Source organism: Streptomyces sp. NBC_01006 (assembly GCF_045162725.1).
GTDB lineage: Bacteria > Actinomycetota > Actinomycetes > Streptomycetales > Streptomycetaceae > Streptomyces.
The window spans coordinates 5769439-5788076 of record NZ_CP108700.1; the positions used below are offsets into that span (position 1 = coordinate 5769439).

Here is an 18638-nt window from a genome sequence, read left to right on the forward strand (position 1 = left end):
GCGCTCCCCTCGCTTGCCTCCCGGCACGAGGGGTTTTTTGTTGCACTGGCACACCTTCGAATCCTCGTAAAACCCTCAGCTTCGAGAAGAGAATGCCGATGACCGAGCAGGCCACCGGGGCCCACCATCCGCAGCCGCGGCCCCGTTCCGGCGGACACCAGCCCGCCGCAGTTGAGCACGTCACGGGTGCGCAGTCCCTCATCCGCTCTCTCGAAGAGGTGGGGTGCGACACCGTCTTCGGTATCCCGGGCGGGGCCATCCTCCCGGCGTACGACCCGATGATGGACAGCACCAAGGTCCGCCACATCCTGGTCCGCCACGAGCAGGGCGCCGGCCACGCCGCGACCGGCTACGCGCAGGCCACCGGCAAGGTGGGCGTCTGCATGGCCACCTCCGGCCCGGGGGCCACCAACCTGGTCACCCCCATCGCCGACGCGCACATGGACTCGGTGCCGCTCGTCGCGATCACCGGCCAGGTCTCCTCCAAGGCGATCGGCACCGACGCCTTCCAGGAGGCGGACATCGTCGGCATCACGATGCCGATCACCAAGCACAACTTCCTGGTGACCAAGGCCGAGGACATCCCGAAGACGATCGCCGAGGCCTTCCACATCGCCTCCACCGGCCGCCCCGGCCCGGTCCTGGTCGACATCGCCAAGGACGCCCTGCAGTCGAGGACCACCTTCTCGTGGCCGCCGTCGCAGGACCTCCCGGGCTACCGGCCGGTCACCAAGCCGCACGCCAAGCAGATCCGCGAGGCCGCCAAGCTCATCTGCCAGGCCAAGCGCCCGGTGCTGTACGTCGGCGGCGGCGTCATGAAGTCCGGCGCGACCGCCGAACTCAAGGTCCTGGCCGAGCTGACCGGGGTCCCGGTCACCACCACGCTGATGGCGCTGGGCTCGTTCCCCGACAGCCACCCGCTGCACGTGGGCATGCCCGGCATGCACGGCGCGGTCACCGCCGTCACCGCCCTGCAGAAGTCGGACCTGCTGATCGCGCTCGGCACCCGCTTCGACGACCGCGTCACCGGCAAGCTGGACAGCTTCGCCCCGTTCGCCAAGGTCATCCACGCGGACATCGACCCGGCGGAGATCGGCAAGAACCGCGAGGTCGACGTCCCGATCGTCGGTGACGCCCGCGAGGTCATCGCCGACCTGATCCAGGCGGTCCAGGCCGAGCACACCGAGGGCAACACCGGGGACTACACCGCCTGGTGGAAGGACCTCAGCCGCTGGCGCGAGACGTACCCGCTGGGCTACGACCTGCCCGACGACGGCATGCTCTCGCCGCAGCAGGTCATCCAGCGCATCGGCGAGCTCGCCCCCGAGCACACCATCTACGCGGCCGGCGTCGGCCAGCACCAGATGTGGGCCTCTCACTTCGTCAACTACGAGGAGCCCCGCACCTGGCTGAACTCCGGCGGCGCCGGAACCATGGGCTACGCGGTCCCCGCCGCGATGGGCGCCAAGGTCGGCATGCCGGACCGCACGGTCTGGGCGATCGACGGCGACGGCTGCTTCCAGATGACCAATCAGGAACTGGTCACCTGCGCGCTGAACAACATCCCGATCAAGGTCGCGATCATCAACAACGGTGCGCTGGGAATGGTCCGCCAGTGGCAGACCCTGTTCTACAACCAGCGGTACTCCAACACCGTGCTGCACGCCGACGAGACGGGCCACGGCACCGTCGGCTCCCAGGTCGGGGAGTCCACCGCCCCCCGCAAGGGCACCCGCGTCCCGGACTTCGTCAAGCTGTCCGAGGCCATGGGCTGCGTGGCGCTGCGCTGTGAGGACCCGGCCGACCTGGACAAGGTCATCGCCGAGGCCAACGCGATCAACGACCGTACCGTCGTGATCGACTTCATCGTCCACGAGGACGCCATGGTGTGGCCGATGGTCGCCGCCGGCACCTCCAACGACGAGGTCATGGCAGCCCGGGGCGTCCGTCCCGACTTCGGCGACAACGAAGACGACTGAGCCGAGAGAGCCTGAGAGAGAGAACGACTCACATGTCCAAGCACACGCTCTCCGTCCTGGTCCAGAACACGCCCGGCATCCTCGCCCGGATCGCCGCGCTGTTCTCCCGCCGCGGGTTCAACATCGACTCCCTCGCGGTCGGTGTCACCGAGCACCCCGACATCTCGCGCATCACGATCGTCGTGAACGTCGAGGACCTCCCGCTGGAGCAGGTGACCAAGCAGCTGAACAAGCTGGTCAACGTGCTCAAGATCGTCGAGCTGGAGCCGCACAACGCCATCGAGCGCGAACTCGTTCTGGTGAAGGTCCGCGCCGACAACGAGACGCGCTCGCAGATCGTCGAGATCGTCCAGCTGTTCCGCGCCAAGACGGTCGACGTCTCCCCGGAGGCCGTCACCATCGAGGCGACGGGCGGTGCCGACAAGCTCGGCGCGATGCTCAAGATGCTGGAGCCCTTCGGCATCAAGGAGCTCGTGCAGTCCGGCACGATCGCCATAGGGCGCGGCGGCCGGTCCATCACGGACCGCAGCCTGCGCGCGCTCGACCGCAGCGCCTGAGCAACACAGCGCCTGAGCAACACCCCCGCGTCGCGTTGCCTCTCGCATCGCGAGACCAAGAAACTTCCTTCACGTTCCCCGCCGTACGGTGGGAGCAACACCAGCGCACCAAGGAGATATCCCAGTGGCCGAGCTGTTCTACGAGAACGACGCCGACCTGTCCATCATCCAGGGCCGCAAGGTCGCGGTCATCGGCTACGGCAGCCAGGGCCACGCCCACGCGCTGTCGCTGCGTGACTCCGGCGTCGACGTCGTCGTCGGCCTGAAGGAGGGCTCGAAGTCCAAGGCCAAGGCCGAGGAGCAGGGCCTGAAGGTCGTCCCGGTCGCCGAGGCCGCCGCCTGGGCCAACGTCATCATGATCCTGACCCCGGACCCGCTCCAGGCCGAGATCTACGAGGAGTCCATCAAGGAGCACCTCGAGGAGGGCGACGCGCTCTTCTTCGGCCACGGCTTCAACGTCCGCTACGGCTTCATCAAGCCCCCGGCCAACGTGGACGTCGCCCTGGTCGCCCCGAAGGGCCCGGGCCACCTGGTGCGCCGCCAGTACGAGGAAGGCCGCGGCGTGCCCTGCATCGCCGCCGTCGAGCAGGACTTCTCCGGCGACGCCTTCGCCCTCGCGCTCTCGTACGCGGCCGGCATCGGCGGCACCCGCGCCGGCGTCATCAAGACCACCTTCACCGAGGAGACCGAGACCGACCTGTTCGGTGAGCAGGCCGTCCTCTGCGGTGGCGCCTCCGCCCTGGTCAAGGCCGGTTTCGAGACCCTGACCGAGGCCGGCTACCAGCCGGAGATCGCGTACTTCGAGTGCCTGCACGAGCTGAAGCTCATCGTGGACCTCATGTACGAGGGCGGCCTGGAGAAGATGCGCTGGTCGGTCTCCGAGACCGCCGAGTGGGGCGACTACATCACCGGTCCCCGCATCATCACCGACGCCACCAAGGCCGAGATGAAGCAGGTCCTCGCGGAGATCCAGAGCGGCGAGTTCGCCAACACCTGGATGGCCGAGTACAAGGCCGGTCTGCCGAAGTACAACGAGTACAAGAAGGCCGACGAGGCGCACCTGCTGGAGACCACCGGCAAGAAGCTGCGCAAGCTCATGAGCTGGGTCGACAGCGACGAGAGCTGATCCGTACGCGAGGGGGCCGGGGCCGATGAGCCCCGGCCCCGCCGCGCACGACGGGCCGGATCGGACCGCTCTGCACGCGGGGCTTGTCCACCCTGGCCAACCCCGGACGGGTGATCCTTCCGGACAGGCGGAATCCAGCACGGAATCCGCCACTACACTGCTCAACACAACGCGTCAGGCCCACAGTGTCGTGCGTCTTCCACGCGGCTACCCCCTCCACCGCCTGCGGCCGTCGGGACGGCCGTCCGCACTGGACTTGTGAGGATGACCCACGTGAGCTCGAAACCTGTCGTACTCATCGCCGAAGAGCTGTCGCCCGCCACCGTCGACGCGCTCGGTCCGGACTTCGAGATCCGGCACGTCAACGGCGCCGACCGCGCGGAGCTGCTCCCCGCGATCGTGGACGTCGACGCCATCCTGGTGCGCTCCGCGACCAAGGTCGACGCGGAGGCCATCGCCGCCGCCAAGAAGCTGAAGGTCGTCGCGCGCGCCGGTGTCGGCCTCGACAACGTCGACGTCTCCGCCGCCACCAAGGCCGGCGTGATGGTCGTGAACGCACCGACCTCCAACATCGTCACCGCCGCCGAGCTCGCCTGCGGCCTGCTCGTCGCCTCGGCCCGCAACATCCCGCAGGCCAACACCGCCCTGAAGAACGGCGAGTGGAAGCGGAACAAGTACACGGGCGTCGAGCTCAGCGAGAAGACCCTCGGTGTCGTCGGCCTCGGCCGCATCGGCGTCCTGGTCGCCCAGCGCATGTCGGCCTTCGGTATGAAGATCGTCGCGTACGACCCCTACGTACAGCCCGCGCGCGCCGCCCAGATGGGCGTCAAGATGCTGACGCTGGACGAGCTCCTCGAAGTCGCCGACTTCATCACCGTGCACCTGCCCAAGACCCCCGAGACCCTCGGTCTCATCGGGGACGAGGCCCTGCACAAGGTCAAGCCGTCCGTCCGCATCGTCAACGCCGCGCGCGGCGGGATCGTGGACGAGGCCGCGCTGTACTCGGCCATCAAGGAGGGCCGCGTCGCCGGCGCCGGCCTCGACGTGTACGCGAAGGAGCCCTGCACGGACTCCCCGCTCTTCGAGCTCGACCAGGTCGTCTGCACCCCGCACCTCGGTGCGTCCACGGACGAGGCCCAGGAGAAGGCCGGCATCTCGGTCGCCAACTCGGTGCGCCTGGCGCTCGCGGGTGAGCTCGTACCGGACGCGGTCAACGTCCAGGGCGGCGTCATCGCCGAGGACGTCCGTCCGGGCCTGCCGCTCGCCGAGAAGCTCGGCCGCATCTTCACCGCCCTCGCGGGCGAGGTCGCGGTCCGCCTCGACGTCGAGGTCTGCGGCGAGATCACCCAGCACGACGTCAAGGTGCTGGAACTCTCCGCCCTCAAGGGTGTCTTCGAGGACGTCGTCGACGAGACGGTGTCCTACGTCAACGCCCCGCTGTTCGCGCAGGAGCGCGGTGTCGAGGTACGCCTGACCACCAGCTCGGAGTCCCCGGACCACCGCAACGTGGTGACCGTGCGCGGCACCCTGTCGGACGGTCAGGAGGTGTCGGTCTCCGGCACCCTCGCCGGCCCGAAGCACCTGCAGAAGATCGTCGGCATCGGCGAGTACGACGTGGACCTGGCGCTCGCCGACCAGATGCTCGTGCTGCGCTACACCGACCGTCCGGGCGTGGTCGGCACCGTCGGCCGCATCCTCGGCGAAGCCGGCCTGAACATCGCGGGCATGCAGGTCGCCCGTGCCGAGGAGGGCGGCGAGGCGCTCGGCGTCCTCACGGTCGACGCGGAGGTGCCGGTGAACGTCCTCGCGGAGATCTCCGCCGAGATCGGCGCGGTCTCGGCGCGCACGGTCAGCCTCGGCTGACCGGCACGCAACCCGCACGCATGAGTGAAGGGCCCGGGGAACTCCCCGGGCCCTTCCCCGTGTTCCACAGGTGCTCCGTTCTGCCGTTCAGGGCTCAGCTCCTGAGGGCCGCGGCCTTGTCGGCCAGCTCCGAGATCTCCTCGGCCAGGGAGGCGAGCTGCCCGGCCAGCTCCTCGACCTCCTCGACCTCCTCGGCCGGCTCCTCGATTCCCTCGGTCGGCTCCGCGGCCTGAGCCGGTTCCGTGGCCGGGGTGCCGAGCCCCCGCATCAGGGCCACCGCGAGGACGCCGGCGGCGAGCAGCAGGGCCGCACCGCCCCAGGCCGCGTACTGCATGCCGTGGACGAAGGCGTCGCGGGCCAGGCCCAGCACCTGCTCGCCCGCCTCGCCGCCGAGCTGCCGGGCGGTGGCGACGGCGCCGCCCAGGGTCTCCCGGACGGCGGGCTCGGCGCCCGACAGGTCGGAGCGGTAGACGGCGGTGCCGAGGCTGCCCAGGACCGCCATGCCGAGCGCCCCGCCGAACTCCTGGCCGGTCTCCAGCAGGGAGGCGGCCGAGCCGGCCTTCTCCGCGGGGGCCGCGCCCAGCGCCATGTCGGAGACCAGGGACATCACGGTGACGATGCCGGAGGCCAGCACTCCGGCGCCGGTCAGCAGCAGCCACAGGGAGTCGCTGCCGACGAGGCCGATCAGGGCGAACCCGGCCGCGGCGAGGGCGAAGCCGCCGGCGATGACGTACGCCCGGTCGGTCTTCTGTGCCAGGGCCGCGCCGACCGGGGCGGCGGCGCCGATGAGGAGCGAGGGCGCGAGGCTCCACAGGGCGGCCTCCAGCGTGCCCATGCCGAGCACCGACTGCAGGTACTGGGTGGTGAAGTAGGCCGAGCCCATCATGGCGAACGCGGCGATGGTGTTGAGGGCGATTCCCGCGCCGAATCCCCGGCCCCGGAACAGGGCCCGGCCGACCATGGCGTCGTCACGGGTGCGCTGGCGGCGGACGAAGGCGAACCCGAAGGCCAGGCCCACGGCAACGCAGACCAGGTAGAGCGGCTCCGGGCCCTCGGCGGCGATCTCCTTGAGGCCGTACACCACCGGGAGCACGGCGGCCGTCGACAGCGGCACGCTCAGCAGGTCGAAGCGGCCGGGCGCCGGGTCCTTGAACTCGGGGACCAGCACCGGGACCAGGACCAGCAGGAGCAGCATCGCGGGCACGTTGATGAGGAAGACCGAACCCCACCAGAAGTGGTTCAGCATCACGCCGCTCATCACCGAGCCGAGGGCGATGCCGCCGGTCATGGCCCCGGACCAGATGGCGATGGCCTGACCGCGCTGCTTGGCGTCCTGGAAGAGGTTGCGTACGAGCGCCAGCGTGGAGGGCATCAGGGTCGCCCCGCCGATCCCGAGCAGCACGCGGGCGGCGATCAGCATCTCGGCGCTGGTGGCGTAGGCGGCGCAGACCGAGGCGAGCCCGAAGGCGGTCGCGCCCATCAGCAGCAGCTTGCGGCGGCCGATCCGGTCGCCGAGCGAACCCATGGTGATCAGCAGGCCGGCGAGGGCGAAGGCGTAGCTGTCGAAGATCCAGAGCTGCTGGGTGGCGCTCGGGTCGAGCTCTCGGGTGATGGCCGGGATGGCGAAGTAGAGGACGGAGACGTCCATCGAGACCAGGAGCAGGGGCAGCAGGAGGACGGTGAAGGCGGTCCATTCCCTGCGGCCGGCGAGACGCGCGGCGGAGTTCGTCATGAGCAGGAATGTACAAGCGTCATAAACGCTTGTCTAGTACGCCCGTATGGGACTGTTGTCTGTGACTGTTGTCTAGGACGCTTGTCTTGATACGGTGAGCGCATGGGACACCGTGAAGATCTGCTCGAAGGCGCCAAGAAGTGCCTGGTCGAGAAGGGTTTCGTGCGGACGACCGCGCGCGACATCGTCAACGCCTCCGGCGCGAACCTGGCGTCGATCGGCTACCACTACGGCTCGAAAGACGCCTTGATGTCGAAGGCGTACATCGCCCTCGCGGAGGAGTGGGGCGATTCGTTCGTGCCGGACGTCACCGGGGAGGGCGGCTCGCTCGAACGATTCCGCTCGGTCTGGGAGGGCGTGATCGGCCGTCAGGAGGAGTCGGCGCCGATGTGGGCGGCCAGCATGGAGGTGGCGCTCAGTCGCGGCCGGATGCCGGAGCTGCGCGAACTGCTCGCCGCCTCCGCGGGGGACGGCCGCAAGGGGCTGATCGCCGCGTTCACCGGCATCCCCGAGGAGGACCTCGACGAGCGGGACGTCCGCACGATCGGCGGGCTGTACCAGGCGCTCATCACCGGGGTGATGGCGCTGTGGATGTTCGACCCGGAAGCGGCCGTCACCGCCGAGGAGTTGACGGAGGGCATGCGGCGCGCCGCGGAGATGATGACGAAGGACAAGGGCGCCGCCTACCCCGCCTGAGCGCGGGTGTCTCCCGTACGAGGGGTGTCGGCGCACCGCGTACGAGGCGTGCCGGCGCGGTGTGTACGAGGCGCGCCCGCGTTCAGCCGTACAGGCGGGCCGCCTTGAGGGCCATGTGGAGCAACAGCCGGTCCTCGCCCTCGTCCAGGTCCAGGCCGGTCAGCTGCTCCACCCGGGCGAGCCGGTAGTACAGGGTCTGGCGGTGGATGCCCAGGGCCGCCGCCGCGCGGCCCGCCTGGCCCGCGCAGTCCAGAAACAGTTCGGCGGTACGGGCGAGTTCCCGGTGCGCCGGCCCGAGCAGGACCCGGGTCGCCGGATCGCCCGCCGGGTCGGCGGCCGCCAGGGCCGCCAGCATCCGGTACGGGCCGATCGCCGACCACTGGGCCACCGGGCCGAACCTGGGCTGGGCGGCGGCCGCCTGCGCCGCCGCCGAAGCCTCCGACCAGGCGTCGGCCAGTGCCGCCGGCCCCCGGCGGGGCTCCGCGATCCCGGCGGTCGCCGAGCCGCCCGCCAGCAGCCGGGTCGCGACGCCGACGGCTGGGACGAGCACCTCCGCCGAGCGGAGCCTGACCAGGACGGCGAGTGCCTGGCCGGCCTTCCGCCCCGGCCGGGGGAGCGTGGACACCGCCGCCGCGCCCGGGACCGACGCCGGGGCCTCACCGGACCACGGCTCCACGCACACCACCGCGTGCAGCCCCTCACCCCCCGGCCCCAGGGCCAGCCGGAGCGCGGCCACCGCCATGTCCTGCTGCCAACCCCGGCCGGCCGTGAGCACCTCCCGGAACTCCCGGGACAGGTCGGCCCCCGCCTTCGCCTCCTCGGCGAGCAGGATCCCGATGCGCTCGGCCACCTCCATGGCCGCCGCCAGGGCGTCCGGCCCGGGGCCGGGCTCCTGGTCGAGGAGCCACACGTACCCCTGCACGATCCCGCGGTAGCGCACCGGCAGGCAGATGCGCCCCCGGAAGACCCCCGCGTCCGGCGCCGCCGGGATCCGCACCGGACCCGTAGCCCGCGCGATGCCGAAGCCCTCGAACCAGGCCCGCACGGCCGCCGTCGACTGCCGGGTCAGGATCGAGCGGGTGCGTACGGGATCCATCGCGAGATCGTCGTCGCTGTCGTGCGCGCCGAAGGCGATGAGGCGGAAATCCCGGTTCTCCAGCGTCGCCGGGGCGCCGAGGAGCGCCGAGATGTCATCCACCAGGTCCTGGTAATCGCCCTTCACCCGGACATTCTCCCACCTGGAAAGCCGGTCTTCAGACAGATGTATGAGATCGGGGACACGGATGCGTGACAGCTGTCGATGGCAGAGGATCAAAGCGATCCTTAGGTTTCACGGTGGTTTTACTTGCGTTTTCTTTACGGCCCCGCCCACCCCCGCGCGGACCGTATGCCTGCTTCTGCCACCTGTTGGAGGTGCCCCGTGCTGGGTCCCGCGATCCTCGCCGCTTCGCGCAGCGACAAGATGCGCCGAATCGTCTCTGCCGCCCCGGTGACCAAGCCCGTGGTGAACCGGTTCATCCCCGGCGAGACGGTCGACCAGGTCATCCCGATCGTCGTGGACCTCACGGAGAAGGGCCTGGAGCTCACGCTCGACGTGGTGGGCGAGGACATCACCACGGTGGAGCAGTCCCATGCCGCGCGTGACGCCTACCTCGAACTCATCGAGCACCTGGCCGGCCTGGGCCTCGGCGAGAAGGCCGAGATGTCGGTCAAGCTGTCGATGTTCGGCCAGGCGCTGGAGGGCGGCCACGAGCTCGCGCTCGCCAACGTCCGCCCGGTCGTCGAGGCCGCCGCGGCCATCGGCACCACCGTCACGCTGGACGCCGAGGACCACACCACCCTCGACTCGATGTTCGCCATCCACGAGGAGCTGCGCCGGGACTTCCCGCAGACCGGCTGCGTGATCCAGGCGTACCTCTTCCGCACCGAGGCCGACGCCCGCCGCCTGGCCGCCGCCGGCAGCCGCGTCCGGATCGTGAAGGGCGCCTACAAGGAGCCCGCCGAAGTCGCCTACCAGGACAAGGGCGAGATCGACAAGGCGTACGTCCGCATCCTGAAGACGCTGATGGAGGGCGAGGGCTACCCGATGATCGGGTCGCACGACCCGCGCCTGATCGCCATCGCGCAGGAGCTCGCCCGCAAGGCCGGGCGCAAGCTGGACGAGTACGAGTTCCAGATGCTGTACGGCATCCGCAGCGAGGAGCACCTGCGGCTCGCCGCCGAGGGCCACCGCATGCGCGTCTACACCGCGTACGGGACGGACTGGTACGGCTACTTCATGCGGCGCCTCGCCGAGAAGCCGGCCAACCTCCTGTTCTTCCTCCGCTCGATGATCACCAAGAACTAGCCAAGAACCAGGTCAAGGAGTTACCAGCCCCATGGATGCTGTGACCCAGGTCCCCGTGCCGGTCAACGAGCCGGTCCACTCGTACGCCCCCGGTACCCCGGAGCGCGCGCGCCTCGAAACGCAGCTGAAGCAGCTGTCCGAGAACCCGATCGACCTGCCCATGACGATCAACGGCGTCAAGCGGATGGGCGGCGGCGAGCGCTTCGACGTCGTGCAGCCGCACGACCACAAGTCGGTCATCGGCACGTACGCGAACGCCACCCAGGCCGACGCCCAGGAGGCCGTCGACGCCGCCCTGGCCGCGGCCCCGGCCTGGCGCTCGATGTCCTTCGACGACCGCGCCGCGATCATCCTGCGCGCCGCCGAGCTGCTGTCCGGCCCGTGGCGCGAGAAGCTGGCCGCCTCCACCATGCTGGGCCAGTCGAAGACCGCGCAGCAGGCCGAGATCGACACCCCGTGCGAGCTCGTCGACTTCTGGCGCTTCAACGTCCACTTCGCCCGCCAGATCCTGGCCGAGCAGCCGGTCGCGAACTCCGCCGGCGTGTGGAACCGCAGCGACCACCGCCCGCTCGAAGGCTTCGTCTACGCGATCACGCCGTTCAACTTCACGGCCATCGCCGGCAACCTGCCGACCGCCCCCGCCCTGATGGGCAACGTGGTCGTGTGGAAGCCGTCCCCGACGCAGACGCACTCCGCGGTCCTCCTGATGGAGCTCCTGGAGGAGGCCGGCCTGCCGAAGGGCGTCATCAACCTGGTGACGGGCGACGGCATCGCCGTCTCCGAGGTGGCCCTGAACCACCCCGAGCTGGCCGGCATCCACTTCACCGGTTCGACCAAGACCTTCCAGTACCTGTGGAAGACGGTCGGCAACAACATCGAGAAGTACAAGTCCTACCCGCGCCTGGTCGGCGAGACCGGCGGCAAGGACTTCGTCGTGGCGCACCCGTCCGCGGACCGCGCCGTCCTGAAGACCGCTCTGACCCGCGGCTCCTTCGAGTTCCAGGGCCAGAAGTGCTCGGCGTCCTCGCGCGCCTACGTCCCGGCCTCGATCTGGAACGACGGCTTCAAGGAGGCCTTCGCGGCCGAGGTCGACGGCATCACCATGGGTGACGTCCGCGATCTGACCAACTTCATCGGCGCCGTCATCGACGAGCGTTCGTTCGCGAAGAACAAGGCCGCGATCGACCGTGCGATCGCCGACCCGACCTGCGAGATCATCGCCGGTGGCACGTACGACGACTCGGAGGGCTACTTCGTCCGCCCGACCGTCATCGCGTGCACCGACCCGGAGAACGAGGTCTTCACGACCGAGTACTTCGGCCCGATCCTGGCGATCCACGTGTACGAGGACGCCGAGTTCGACGCGATGCTGGCCCAGATGGAGTCGGTGTCGGCGTACGCGCTGACCGGCTCGATCATCGCCGGTGACCGCTACGCGGCGGCGGACGCGATGGAGAAGCTCCGCTTCGCGGCGGGCAACTTCTACATCAACGACAAGTCGACCGGCGCCGTGGTCGGGCAGCAGCCGTTCGGCGGCGGCCGTGCCTCGGGTACGAACGACAAGGCGGGCGCCGCGTCGAACCTGATGCGCTGGACCTCGACGCGCTCCATCAAGGAGACGCTGGTCGCGCCGACGGACTACGCGTACCCGCACATGGGCTGATCCCGGCCCCCTGCTGACCCCGCCCCCGTTCCGGTACCCCCAAGTCCGGATCGGGGGCGGTTCCAGTTGCGCCCCTGTCCGGTCAGGGGATCAGGACCACCTTGCCGAGGTTGCGCCGTTCCTCGATCAGCGCGTGCGCCCGGGCCGCCTCGGCCAGCGGGATCTCCCCGTGCACGGCGGGGCGCAGCGAGCCGTCCGCGTACGCCTTCCACAGCTCGCGCCGCCAGCCCTCGTACACCTCGGGCCGGCCCTGCGCGACGGCCCGGATCTGGAAGCCGATCATCGAGGCGCCGCGCACCAGCAGTTCGTACGCCTCCACCGAGCCGCCGCCCGAGCCGTACGCCACCAGCCGGCCGCCCGTGGCCAGGGCCCGCACGACGGGGCCGAGCAGCTCGCCGCCGACCCCGTCGAGGACCACGTCGTACGGGTCGCCCCAGGAGGCCGGGTCGTCGTACAGCACCACCTCGTCGGCGCCGAGGCCGCGCACGAACCCGGCCTTGTCCGGGCTGGAGACGGCGGCGACCAGCCGGCCCGCCCCGCCGGCCCGGGCCAGTTGGAGCGCGAGGCTGCCGACCCCGCTCGCGGCCGCCGTGACCAGCACGGACTCCCCGGGGCGGACCTGCCCGGCCTCCCAGGCGCCCCGGGCCACGAGCCCGCTGCGCACGAGCGCGACGGCGTCGACGGAGCTCGCCCCGTCGGGGACGGCGGAGGTGAAGGGGGCCGCGAGGAGCGCGTACTCGGCGTACCCGTGGCCGAAGCACAGCCCGGTGACCCGGTCGCCGACGGCGAACCCCCGCATCCCCTCGCCGAGTGCCGCCACGGTTCCCGCGACCTCGCCGCCGAGCGGTATCGCCCCGGCACCCTCCCGCACCTTGCGCACGACGGGCAGCGTGACCCCGACGGCCTCGACCGCGACGAGCAACTCCCCGGGGGCGGGGACGGGCACGTCCGCCTCCTCGGCGAACAACACCTCGGGACCGCCGTTGACCTCGTGGCGGATGCGCAGCACAGGACCTCCCGGACCGTGTCGAATTCATTGGGAGCCCCAACGATATACGAGATCGTGGGGAGTTCCAATGAATTGCTACGCTGGGCTCATGACCTCGGCCCTCGCACACATCCAGTCCCTCCCGAGCTGGCTCGTCGGGCGGGTCGCGGCGCGCGGCCGCGGCCTGGTCGCCGAGGCGCTCGCCGCGGAGGGGCTGAAGCTCGCGCACCACGCGGTACTGGCGGCGACGGCCGAGTACGGCCCGGTGGCCCAGGCCGACCTCGGCCGCCGGCTCGGCATCGACCCCAAGGACCTGGTCGGGCTCCTCAATCACCTGGAAGGCGCCGGCCTCCTCCTGCGGGCCCCGGATCCGGCGGACCGCCGGAAGAACGCCATCACCCTCACCCCGGCGGGCAAGGCCACCCTCGCCCGCTGCGCCACCCTGGCCGAGACGGCGAACGCCGCGTTCCTGTCCCCCCTGACCCCGGCGGAACGCGAGCAGCTGACAGCCCTCCTGGCCCGCGTCCACGAGGCCGGAGCCCCGTAATACACCCCCTAGACCTCGACGATGACCTGGTCCAGGGACTTGCGGACGAGGTCCGGGACCTCGCAGTCGTCCGCCGGGTAGCCCACCGGGATGACCGCGAAGGCCTTCTCGTTCTCCGGGCGGTGCAGGACGTGGGAGAGGAAGCGCATCGGGCTCGGGGTGTGCACCAGGGCCGCCAGCCCGCTGAGGTGGAGGGTGGTCAGGAGCATGCCGACCGCCATGCCGACCGATTCGTCCACGTAGTAGTGCTTGCGCTTGGCGCCGTCCGGGCCGAGCCAGTAGCGCTGCTGGAAGACCACGATCAGCGCCGGGGCGTCCGTCAGGTGGGTCTTCACGGCGTCCGTGCCGAGGGGGCGCAGGGCGGCGAGCCATTCGTCGCCCAGCCGGCCGTCGTAGGACAGCTGCTCCTCCTGCTCGGCGGCCGCGCGGATCTGCTGCCGCACGGCCGGGTCCTTGACCAGGACGAAGGTCCACGGCTGCTGGTGCGCCCCGGAGGGGGCGGTCGCCGCGCAGGCGACGGCGTCCCGGATGACCTGCTCCGGAACGGAGTCGGGGGAGAAGTGCCGGACGGTGCGCCGCTCGTCCATGCGCTCCCGCAACTGCGCGGCGCGCGCGAGCGATTCCCCGCTCGGCATCCGCGCGGGACGGTAGGCGACGGGGCGGTACGGCTCGCCATGGGTCGGGGTCCACTGCTCGGTCTCGGGCGACATGGACAGATCTTCACGCGGGGACCGGATCGGGACCAGGGCCCGATCCGGTCGCCCTCGAGTATTTCCGGCCAGGACGTGCTCCAGGCCGTGTCGTCCCTAGCTGCCGCTGATGCTGGGCGTGCCCGTCTCGATGTGGCCCGTGTAGCGGCGCGACCAGGTGCCGTCGTTGTCCGCGAGGATCGTGAAGTCGTACCAGCCGTCGTTGTACGCGACCGCGTTGAAGTAGTCCTCGCGCGAGGAGTTCGCCGGGACGGTGTAGGTCCACGGGCCGTCCGAGCGGTAGGCGTTCGAGCGGATCGTGAAGGTGACGGGCGCGGCCGACGTGTTCGTCATCTTGAAGTAGAGCGCCGTCTTGCCCGTGCCCGGCTCCACCGCGAAACGGGCCGCCACCTCGATCGCCTTGCCCGCCTTCGACGCGTCGCCGATGAACCGGCGCAGGAAGCGGTTGGGCCCGTACATCGAGATGTCGTACTTCCCGGAGCCGCTGCCGAGCCCGATGTTGAAGTAGTCCGTCGCCGTCGCGCCCGGGTCCACCGTGTACTGCCAGGCCGCCGTGTCCCGGTACTGGTGCGGGTGGATCGAGAAGTGTGCCGCCTGCTTCGCCTGCGCGCCCTGGTTGGTCATCGAGAACCAGGCCAGGATCTTGCCGGCCGCGCCGAACTCGAAGCGGTCCAGGTTGCCGTTGACCTGGTACGGAAGGGCCCGTGCCGGGCGGGTTCCGGCCTCCTGCACGGGGAGTGCGTTGTCCTGCGGCGCCGGGTTGGGGAGCGGGCCGCAGGTCGACTGGCCGATGACCTTCGCCGTCGAGGGCAGCCCGGACGGCACTCCGTACACCGGGCGCGCGAAGTCGAAGACGCCGGTCAGGTCGCCGGTCACCTTGCGGCGCCAGTCGCTGATGTTCGGGCAGTTCGCCGGGGTGCCGAGGGCCGCCGTCCACTTCTCCATGAACCGGAGCACCGAGGTGTGGTCGAAGACCTCCGAGCTCACCCAGCCGCCGCGCGTCCACGGGGACATGACGATCATCGGGACGCGGAAGCCGAGGCCGATCGGGGTGCCGTCGATGTACTCGCCCGGGGTGCCGGGCGGGGCGACGGGCGGCGGGACGTGGTCGAAGAAGCCGTCGTTCTCGTCATAGTTGAGGAACAGGACGGTGGAGTCGAAGACCTCGGGGTTCGCGGCCAGCGCGCGGTAGACCAGGTCCACGAAGTGCGCGCCGTCGCCGGGCGGGGCGTACGGGTGCTCCGAGAAGGCCTCGTTCGCGACGACCCAGGAGACCTGCGGCAGGGTGCCGGCGACGACGTCCGCGCGGATGGCGGCCGCGATGTCGTCGGGGGTGGAGCCGGTGACCTTGGGGACGGAGCCCATGCCGCGGTCCCACAGCGGGTTGCCGGGCGCCGCGTCCGTGAACTTCTTGAAGTAGGCGAGCCCGTTGTCCCCGTAGTTGTCCTGGGCGTTCTGGTAGACCTTCCAGCTCACGCCGGCCCGCTGGAGGGCCTCCGCGTACGTCTCCCAGGTCAGCCCGGACTCGTCGCCGCCGTCCTTGCTGCCCGCGTCGACCTTGCCGCTCCACAGGAAGGTGCGGTTCGGGCCGGTCGCGCTCAGCGTGGAGCAGAAGTAGGCGTCGCAGATCGTGTAGTTGTCGGCGAGCCCGTAATGGAAGGGTATGTCCCCGCGGTCGAGGTAGCCGAGGGTGCGGGTGTTGCCGACGCCGAGGACCCAGTTGTCCATCCGGCCCTTGTTCCAGGCGGCGTGCTGCGAGGTCCAGCTGTGCGGGAGGTCGCCGTTGCACTGGGCGAGCGTCTCGCCGTCGACACCGCCGGCCGCGGGGGTGGAGCTGAGCTTCCACGGGTACTGGCGGCCGCCCCAGTTGGGCTGGTTGAACATGCCCCAGCCGCCCGGGATGTTGCCGGCGGCGCGGTCGCCGAAGCCGCGGACACCCTTCAGCCTGCCGAAGTAGTGGTCGAAGCTGCGGTTCTCCTGCATCAGGATCACCACGTGCTTCACATCGGTGATCGTGCCGGTCGCGGCGGCAGCGGCCGAAGACGTCGGCGCGATCGCCGGCAGGGCGGCCCCGGCCATCAGCCCGGCGCCGATTCCCACGAAACCTCTGCGGCTGATCGGTGTCACTGGCTACTCGCCTCCAACTCAAGTGCCCCGCTGGCACATTGACGGAAAGAGTGGCGGGCGCCGGGCCAAAGGTCTACATCCGTGCGGTAAGAAGTCGGTGAACATCCGGTTGGCTGGATTCAGTCCCCAAGACGGACCAGCATTTTGCCCAGATTGTCGCCTCGCAGCATGCCCAGGAAGGCATCCACCGTGTGATCAATTCCCTGGACAACGGTGGTGTCCGTGCCGATCCTGCCGCTCTGCAGGTGAGGGACCATGAAGTCCTCCATCTCGTCCTGCAAATTGGTGTGATTGCGAACCAATACCCCTTCCAGGCGCAACGACTTGTGGACGACCTCGAAGAGGTTGCGCGGCGCGGCCGGCGAGCGGTCCCCGTTGTACATCGAGATCCCGCCGACCCAGGCGATCCGCCCGTACTCGCGCAGCACGTCGATCGCGCCGGCCAGGTGCTCCCCGCCCACGTTGTCCACGTACACGTCGATGCCGTCGGGCGCGGCCTGCGCGAGCTGCTCGCCGACCGGCCCGTCGTGGTAGTCGAACGCCGCGTCGAAGCCGAGCGCGCCGGTGAGGTGGCGGACCTTCGCCGCCGAGCCCGCGCTGCCGATGATCCGGCGGGCGCCCAGCAGCCGCGCGATGTGCCCGGTGGCGGTGCCGACCCCGCCCGCGGCGGCCGAGACGAAGAGGTCCTCGCCCTCGCGCAGCGCCGCGGTCCGGGTCAGGGCGGCGTACGCGGTCAGGCCGGTGCCGCCGAGGATGCTCAGGTACGCCTCCAGCGGGACGTCCTCGTGGCCGCGCAGCTTCCGGGTGCCGTTCGCGCCGAGCGTGACGAGGGCGTGCGTACGCCAGCCCTCGCGGTGGAAGACCAGGTCGCCCTCGCGCAGTCCGGGGTCGCGGGAGGCGAGCACCCGGCCCACCGCGCGGCCCTCCAGGGGGGTGTTCAGCTCGAAGCCGCCCTCGCCGCCGTCCATCAGTCCGCGGTGGTACGGGTCCACCGAGAGCAGGAGGTTCTGCACCAGGGCGGTGCCCGCGGCGGGGGAGGGGACCGGGGTCGCCACGTACGCGAAGTCGGTCGCGACGGGGAAGCCGCAGGGGCGGGCGGTCAGGTGGACGGCGTGAGCGGTGTGGTTCGTGGTCATGACGAGGACGCTAGGAAGGAATCACCGGCCCGGGCAGGGGGTTGCGCTCATGGAAGCCGCACATCCATGAACACAGCTCATAGAACGAGGTGAGAGCCACTGTGGCCGAGCTCGCCCCGCACGAACTCCGGGTCCTGGTCGCCGTCGCCGAGACCGGCGGCTTCTCCGCCGCGGCCGCCCGGCTCGGCCTCACCCAGTCGGCCGTGTCGCACTCCGTACGCGGCAGCGAGGCCAAGGTCGGCGCGGTCCTCTTCGAGCGCGGGCGCAGCGGAGCCTCGCCCACCCCGGCGGGGGAGCGGGCGGTCGGCCTCGCCCGCCGGATCCTGCGGCTGTACGAGGTCCTCGGCGCGGAGGTGCGCGGCGCCGGCCGGACCGGGCCGGATCGGGACACCGTGGAGGGAGTGCTGCGCATCGCGGCGTTCCGCAGCGCGGCCCTGCACCTGCTGCCCCCGGCCCTGGAGCGGCTCACGGCCCGCCACCCCGGCATCCGCCCCGAGGTCCGGGTGGTGCGCGAGCTCGGCGCCGGCACGGCGGGGGAGGTGGCCGCGGGCCGCGCCGACCTCGGCATCGCGACGCTGAACGCGACCGGACCCGCAGCGCGGGACGGGGGAGGGGCCGGCCTGCTGACCGGGGTGCTCCGGGAGGAGGCGTACGCCCTGGTCCACCCGGCCGGACACCCGGACCCGAAGGCCCTGCCCCTGCTGGACTGGGACGAGAACTGCGGCTCGTACACCCGCGACTGGTGGCGGGCCCAGGACTGGATCCCGCGCGCCACCGTCAAGGCGGAGGACGACGGGATGGTGCTGACCATGGTCGGGCGCGGGCTCGGCATGGCGATCCTGCCCGAGCTGTCGCTCCGCGAGGCCACGAACGCCGTGGACATCACCGGACTGGGCCCTTCGGGGCCGGTGAGACGCGTGGGATACGTCACCACACCGGAGTCCGCGTCCACTCTGGCCGTAAGGGCTCTGATCAGGGAACTTCGCTCCGAGAAGGCGTGAATCGGAGGCCCGTGAAGGGGCCTTCCGAGGGGCTGTCCGTCTCAGATAGTAGGAAGCCCGACTAATTGCGGAGACATACAACGGGAGCTGCCCTAGCGTTGTAGGAGCCGAACGTCTCGCCGATCCGGCGAATGGCGGTCGAGAGCGCGCGCCCTTTGGCAGGCAA

General features: G+C 70.6%; 15 protein-coding genes. 9 read left to right on the top strand and 6 right to left on the bottom strand.

Translation table 11 applies throughout. The annotated features are described in order from the left end of the window. Nucleotides 1–92 precede the first annotated feature (92 nt). The 4 genes from OG509_RS26550 (at nucleotide 93) to serA (ending at nucleotide 5525) form a co-directional block, all read left to right on the top strand. On the top strand, nucleotides 93–1979 hold the full coding sequence (locus tag OG509_RS26550; RefSeq protein WP_406185026.1) for an acetolactate synthase large subunit: 1887 nt from the start codon (nucleotides 93–95) through the stop codon (nucleotides 1977–1979). A gap of 32 nt (nucleotides 1980–2011) precedes the next feature. Then, nucleotides 2012–2536, top strand: a complete 525-nt coding sequence (gene ilvN / locus OG509_RS26555) for an acetolactate synthase small subunit (RefSeq protein WP_030159104.1) — start codon at nucleotides 2012–2014, stop codon at nucleotides 2534–2536. Nucleotides 2537–2660: 124 nt separating this feature from the next. Continuing rightward, nucleotides 2661–3662, top strand: a complete 1002-nt coding sequence (gene ilvC, locus OG509_RS26560; RefSeq protein ID WP_385581238.1) for a ketol-acid reductoisomerase — start codon at nucleotides 2661–2663, stop codon at nucleotides 3660–3662. A gap of 273 nt (nucleotides 3663–3935) precedes the next feature. Then, nucleotides 3936–5525: a phosphoglycerate dehydrogenase gene (gene serA, locus OG509_RS26565; protein WP_406185028.1), complete on the top strand. Its 1590-nt coding sequence runs from the start codon at nucleotides 3936–3938 to the stop codon at nucleotides 5523–5525. A gap of 94 nt (nucleotides 5526–5619) precedes the next feature. Here the strand turns inward: serA and OG509_RS26570 are convergent, their stop codons facing one another. After that, nucleotides 5620–7257, bottom strand: coding sequence for an MFS transporter (locus OG509_RS26570; protein WP_406185030.1), 1638 nt, complete (start codon nucleotides 7255–7257; stop codon nucleotides 5620–5622). A gap of 102 nt (nucleotides 7258–7359) precedes the next feature. Here OG509_RS26570 and OG509_RS26575 point away from each other — a divergent pair, with 102 nt between their 5' ends. Next, a complete protein-coding gene (locus OG509_RS26575) occupies nucleotides 7360–7953 on the top strand; it encodes a TetR/AcrR family transcriptional regulator (protein ID WP_406185031.1) in 594 nt (197 codons plus the stop codon). Nucleotides 7954–8035: 82 nt separating this feature from the next. Here OG509_RS26575 and OG509_RS26580 read toward each other — a convergent pair whose 3' ends face one another. Beyond that, entirely contained in the window at nucleotides 8036–9175 is a 1140-nt protein-coding gene (locus OG509_RS26580; RefSeq protein WP_406185032.1) for a PucR family transcriptional regulator, read from the bottom strand. Nucleotides 9176–9373: 198 nt separating this feature from the next. Here OG509_RS26580 and OG509_RS26585 point away from each other — a divergent pair, with 198 nt between their 5' ends. Then, nucleotides 9374–10300, top strand: a complete 927-nt coding sequence (locus OG509_RS26585; protein ID WP_385581252.1) for a proline dehydrogenase family protein — start codon at nucleotides 9374–9376, stop codon at nucleotides 10298–10300. 31 nt (nucleotides 10301–10331) lie between these two features. Then, nucleotides 10332–11963, top strand: coding sequence for an L-glutamate gamma-semialdehyde dehydrogenase (pruA, locus tag OG509_RS26590; RefSeq protein WP_387283709.1), 1632 nt, complete (start codon nucleotides 10332–10334; stop codon nucleotides 11961–11963). A gap of 82 nt (nucleotides 11964–12045) precedes the next feature. Here pruA and OG509_RS26595 read toward each other — a convergent pair whose 3' ends face one another. After that, the gene (locus OG509_RS26595) at nucleotides 12046–12972 is read right to left on the bottom strand and encodes a zinc-binding alcohol dehydrogenase family protein (protein ID WP_406185034.1); all 927 of its coding nucleotides are present in this window, start codon (nucleotides 12970–12972) and stop codon (nucleotides 12046–12048) included. Nucleotides 12973–13060: 88 nt separating this feature from the next. Here OG509_RS26595 and OG509_RS26600 point away from each other — a divergent pair, with 88 nt between their 5' ends. Continuing rightward, nucleotides 13061–13498 carry a MarR family winged helix-turn-helix transcriptional regulator gene (locus OG509_RS26600; protein ID WP_406185035.1) on the top strand — a complete coding sequence of 146 codons (438 nt, stop codon included), beginning with the start codon at nucleotides 13061–13063 and terminating at the stop codon, nucleotides 13496–13498. Nucleotides 13499–13506: 8 nt separating this feature from the next. On the opposite strand, the gene OG509_RS26605 is transcribed toward OG509_RS26600, so the two are convergent. The 3 genes from OG509_RS26605 to OG509_RS26615 form a co-directional block, all read right to left on the bottom strand. Then, a complete protein-coding gene (locus tag OG509_RS26605) occupies nucleotides 13507–14208 on the bottom strand; it encodes a nitroreductase family protein (RefSeq protein ID WP_406185036.1) in 702 nt (233 codons plus the stop codon). A gap of 96 nt (nucleotides 14209–14304) precedes the next feature. Then, nucleotides 14305–16335, bottom strand: coding sequence for a phosphocholine-specific phospholipase C (locus tag OG509_RS26610; RefSeq protein ID WP_406185038.1), 2031 nt, complete (start codon nucleotides 16333–16335; stop codon nucleotides 14305–14307). A 119-nt stretch (nucleotides 16336–16454) separates the two neighbouring features. After that, nucleotides 16455–17471, bottom strand: a complete 1017-nt coding sequence (locus OG509_RS26615; RefSeq protein WP_406185040.1) for an NADP-dependent oxidoreductase — start codon at nucleotides 17469–17471, stop codon at nucleotides 16455–16457. A 101-nt stretch (nucleotides 17472–17572) separates the two neighbouring features. Between OG509_RS26615 and OG509_RS26620 the strand changes: the two genes are divergently transcribed. Further along, on the top strand, nucleotides 17573–18472 hold the full coding sequence (locus OG509_RS26620) for a LysR family transcriptional regulator (protein WP_406185041.1): 900 nt from the start codon (nucleotides 17573–17575) through the stop codon (nucleotides 18470–18472). The last annotated feature ends 166 nt before the right edge of the window (nucleotides 18473–18638 follow it).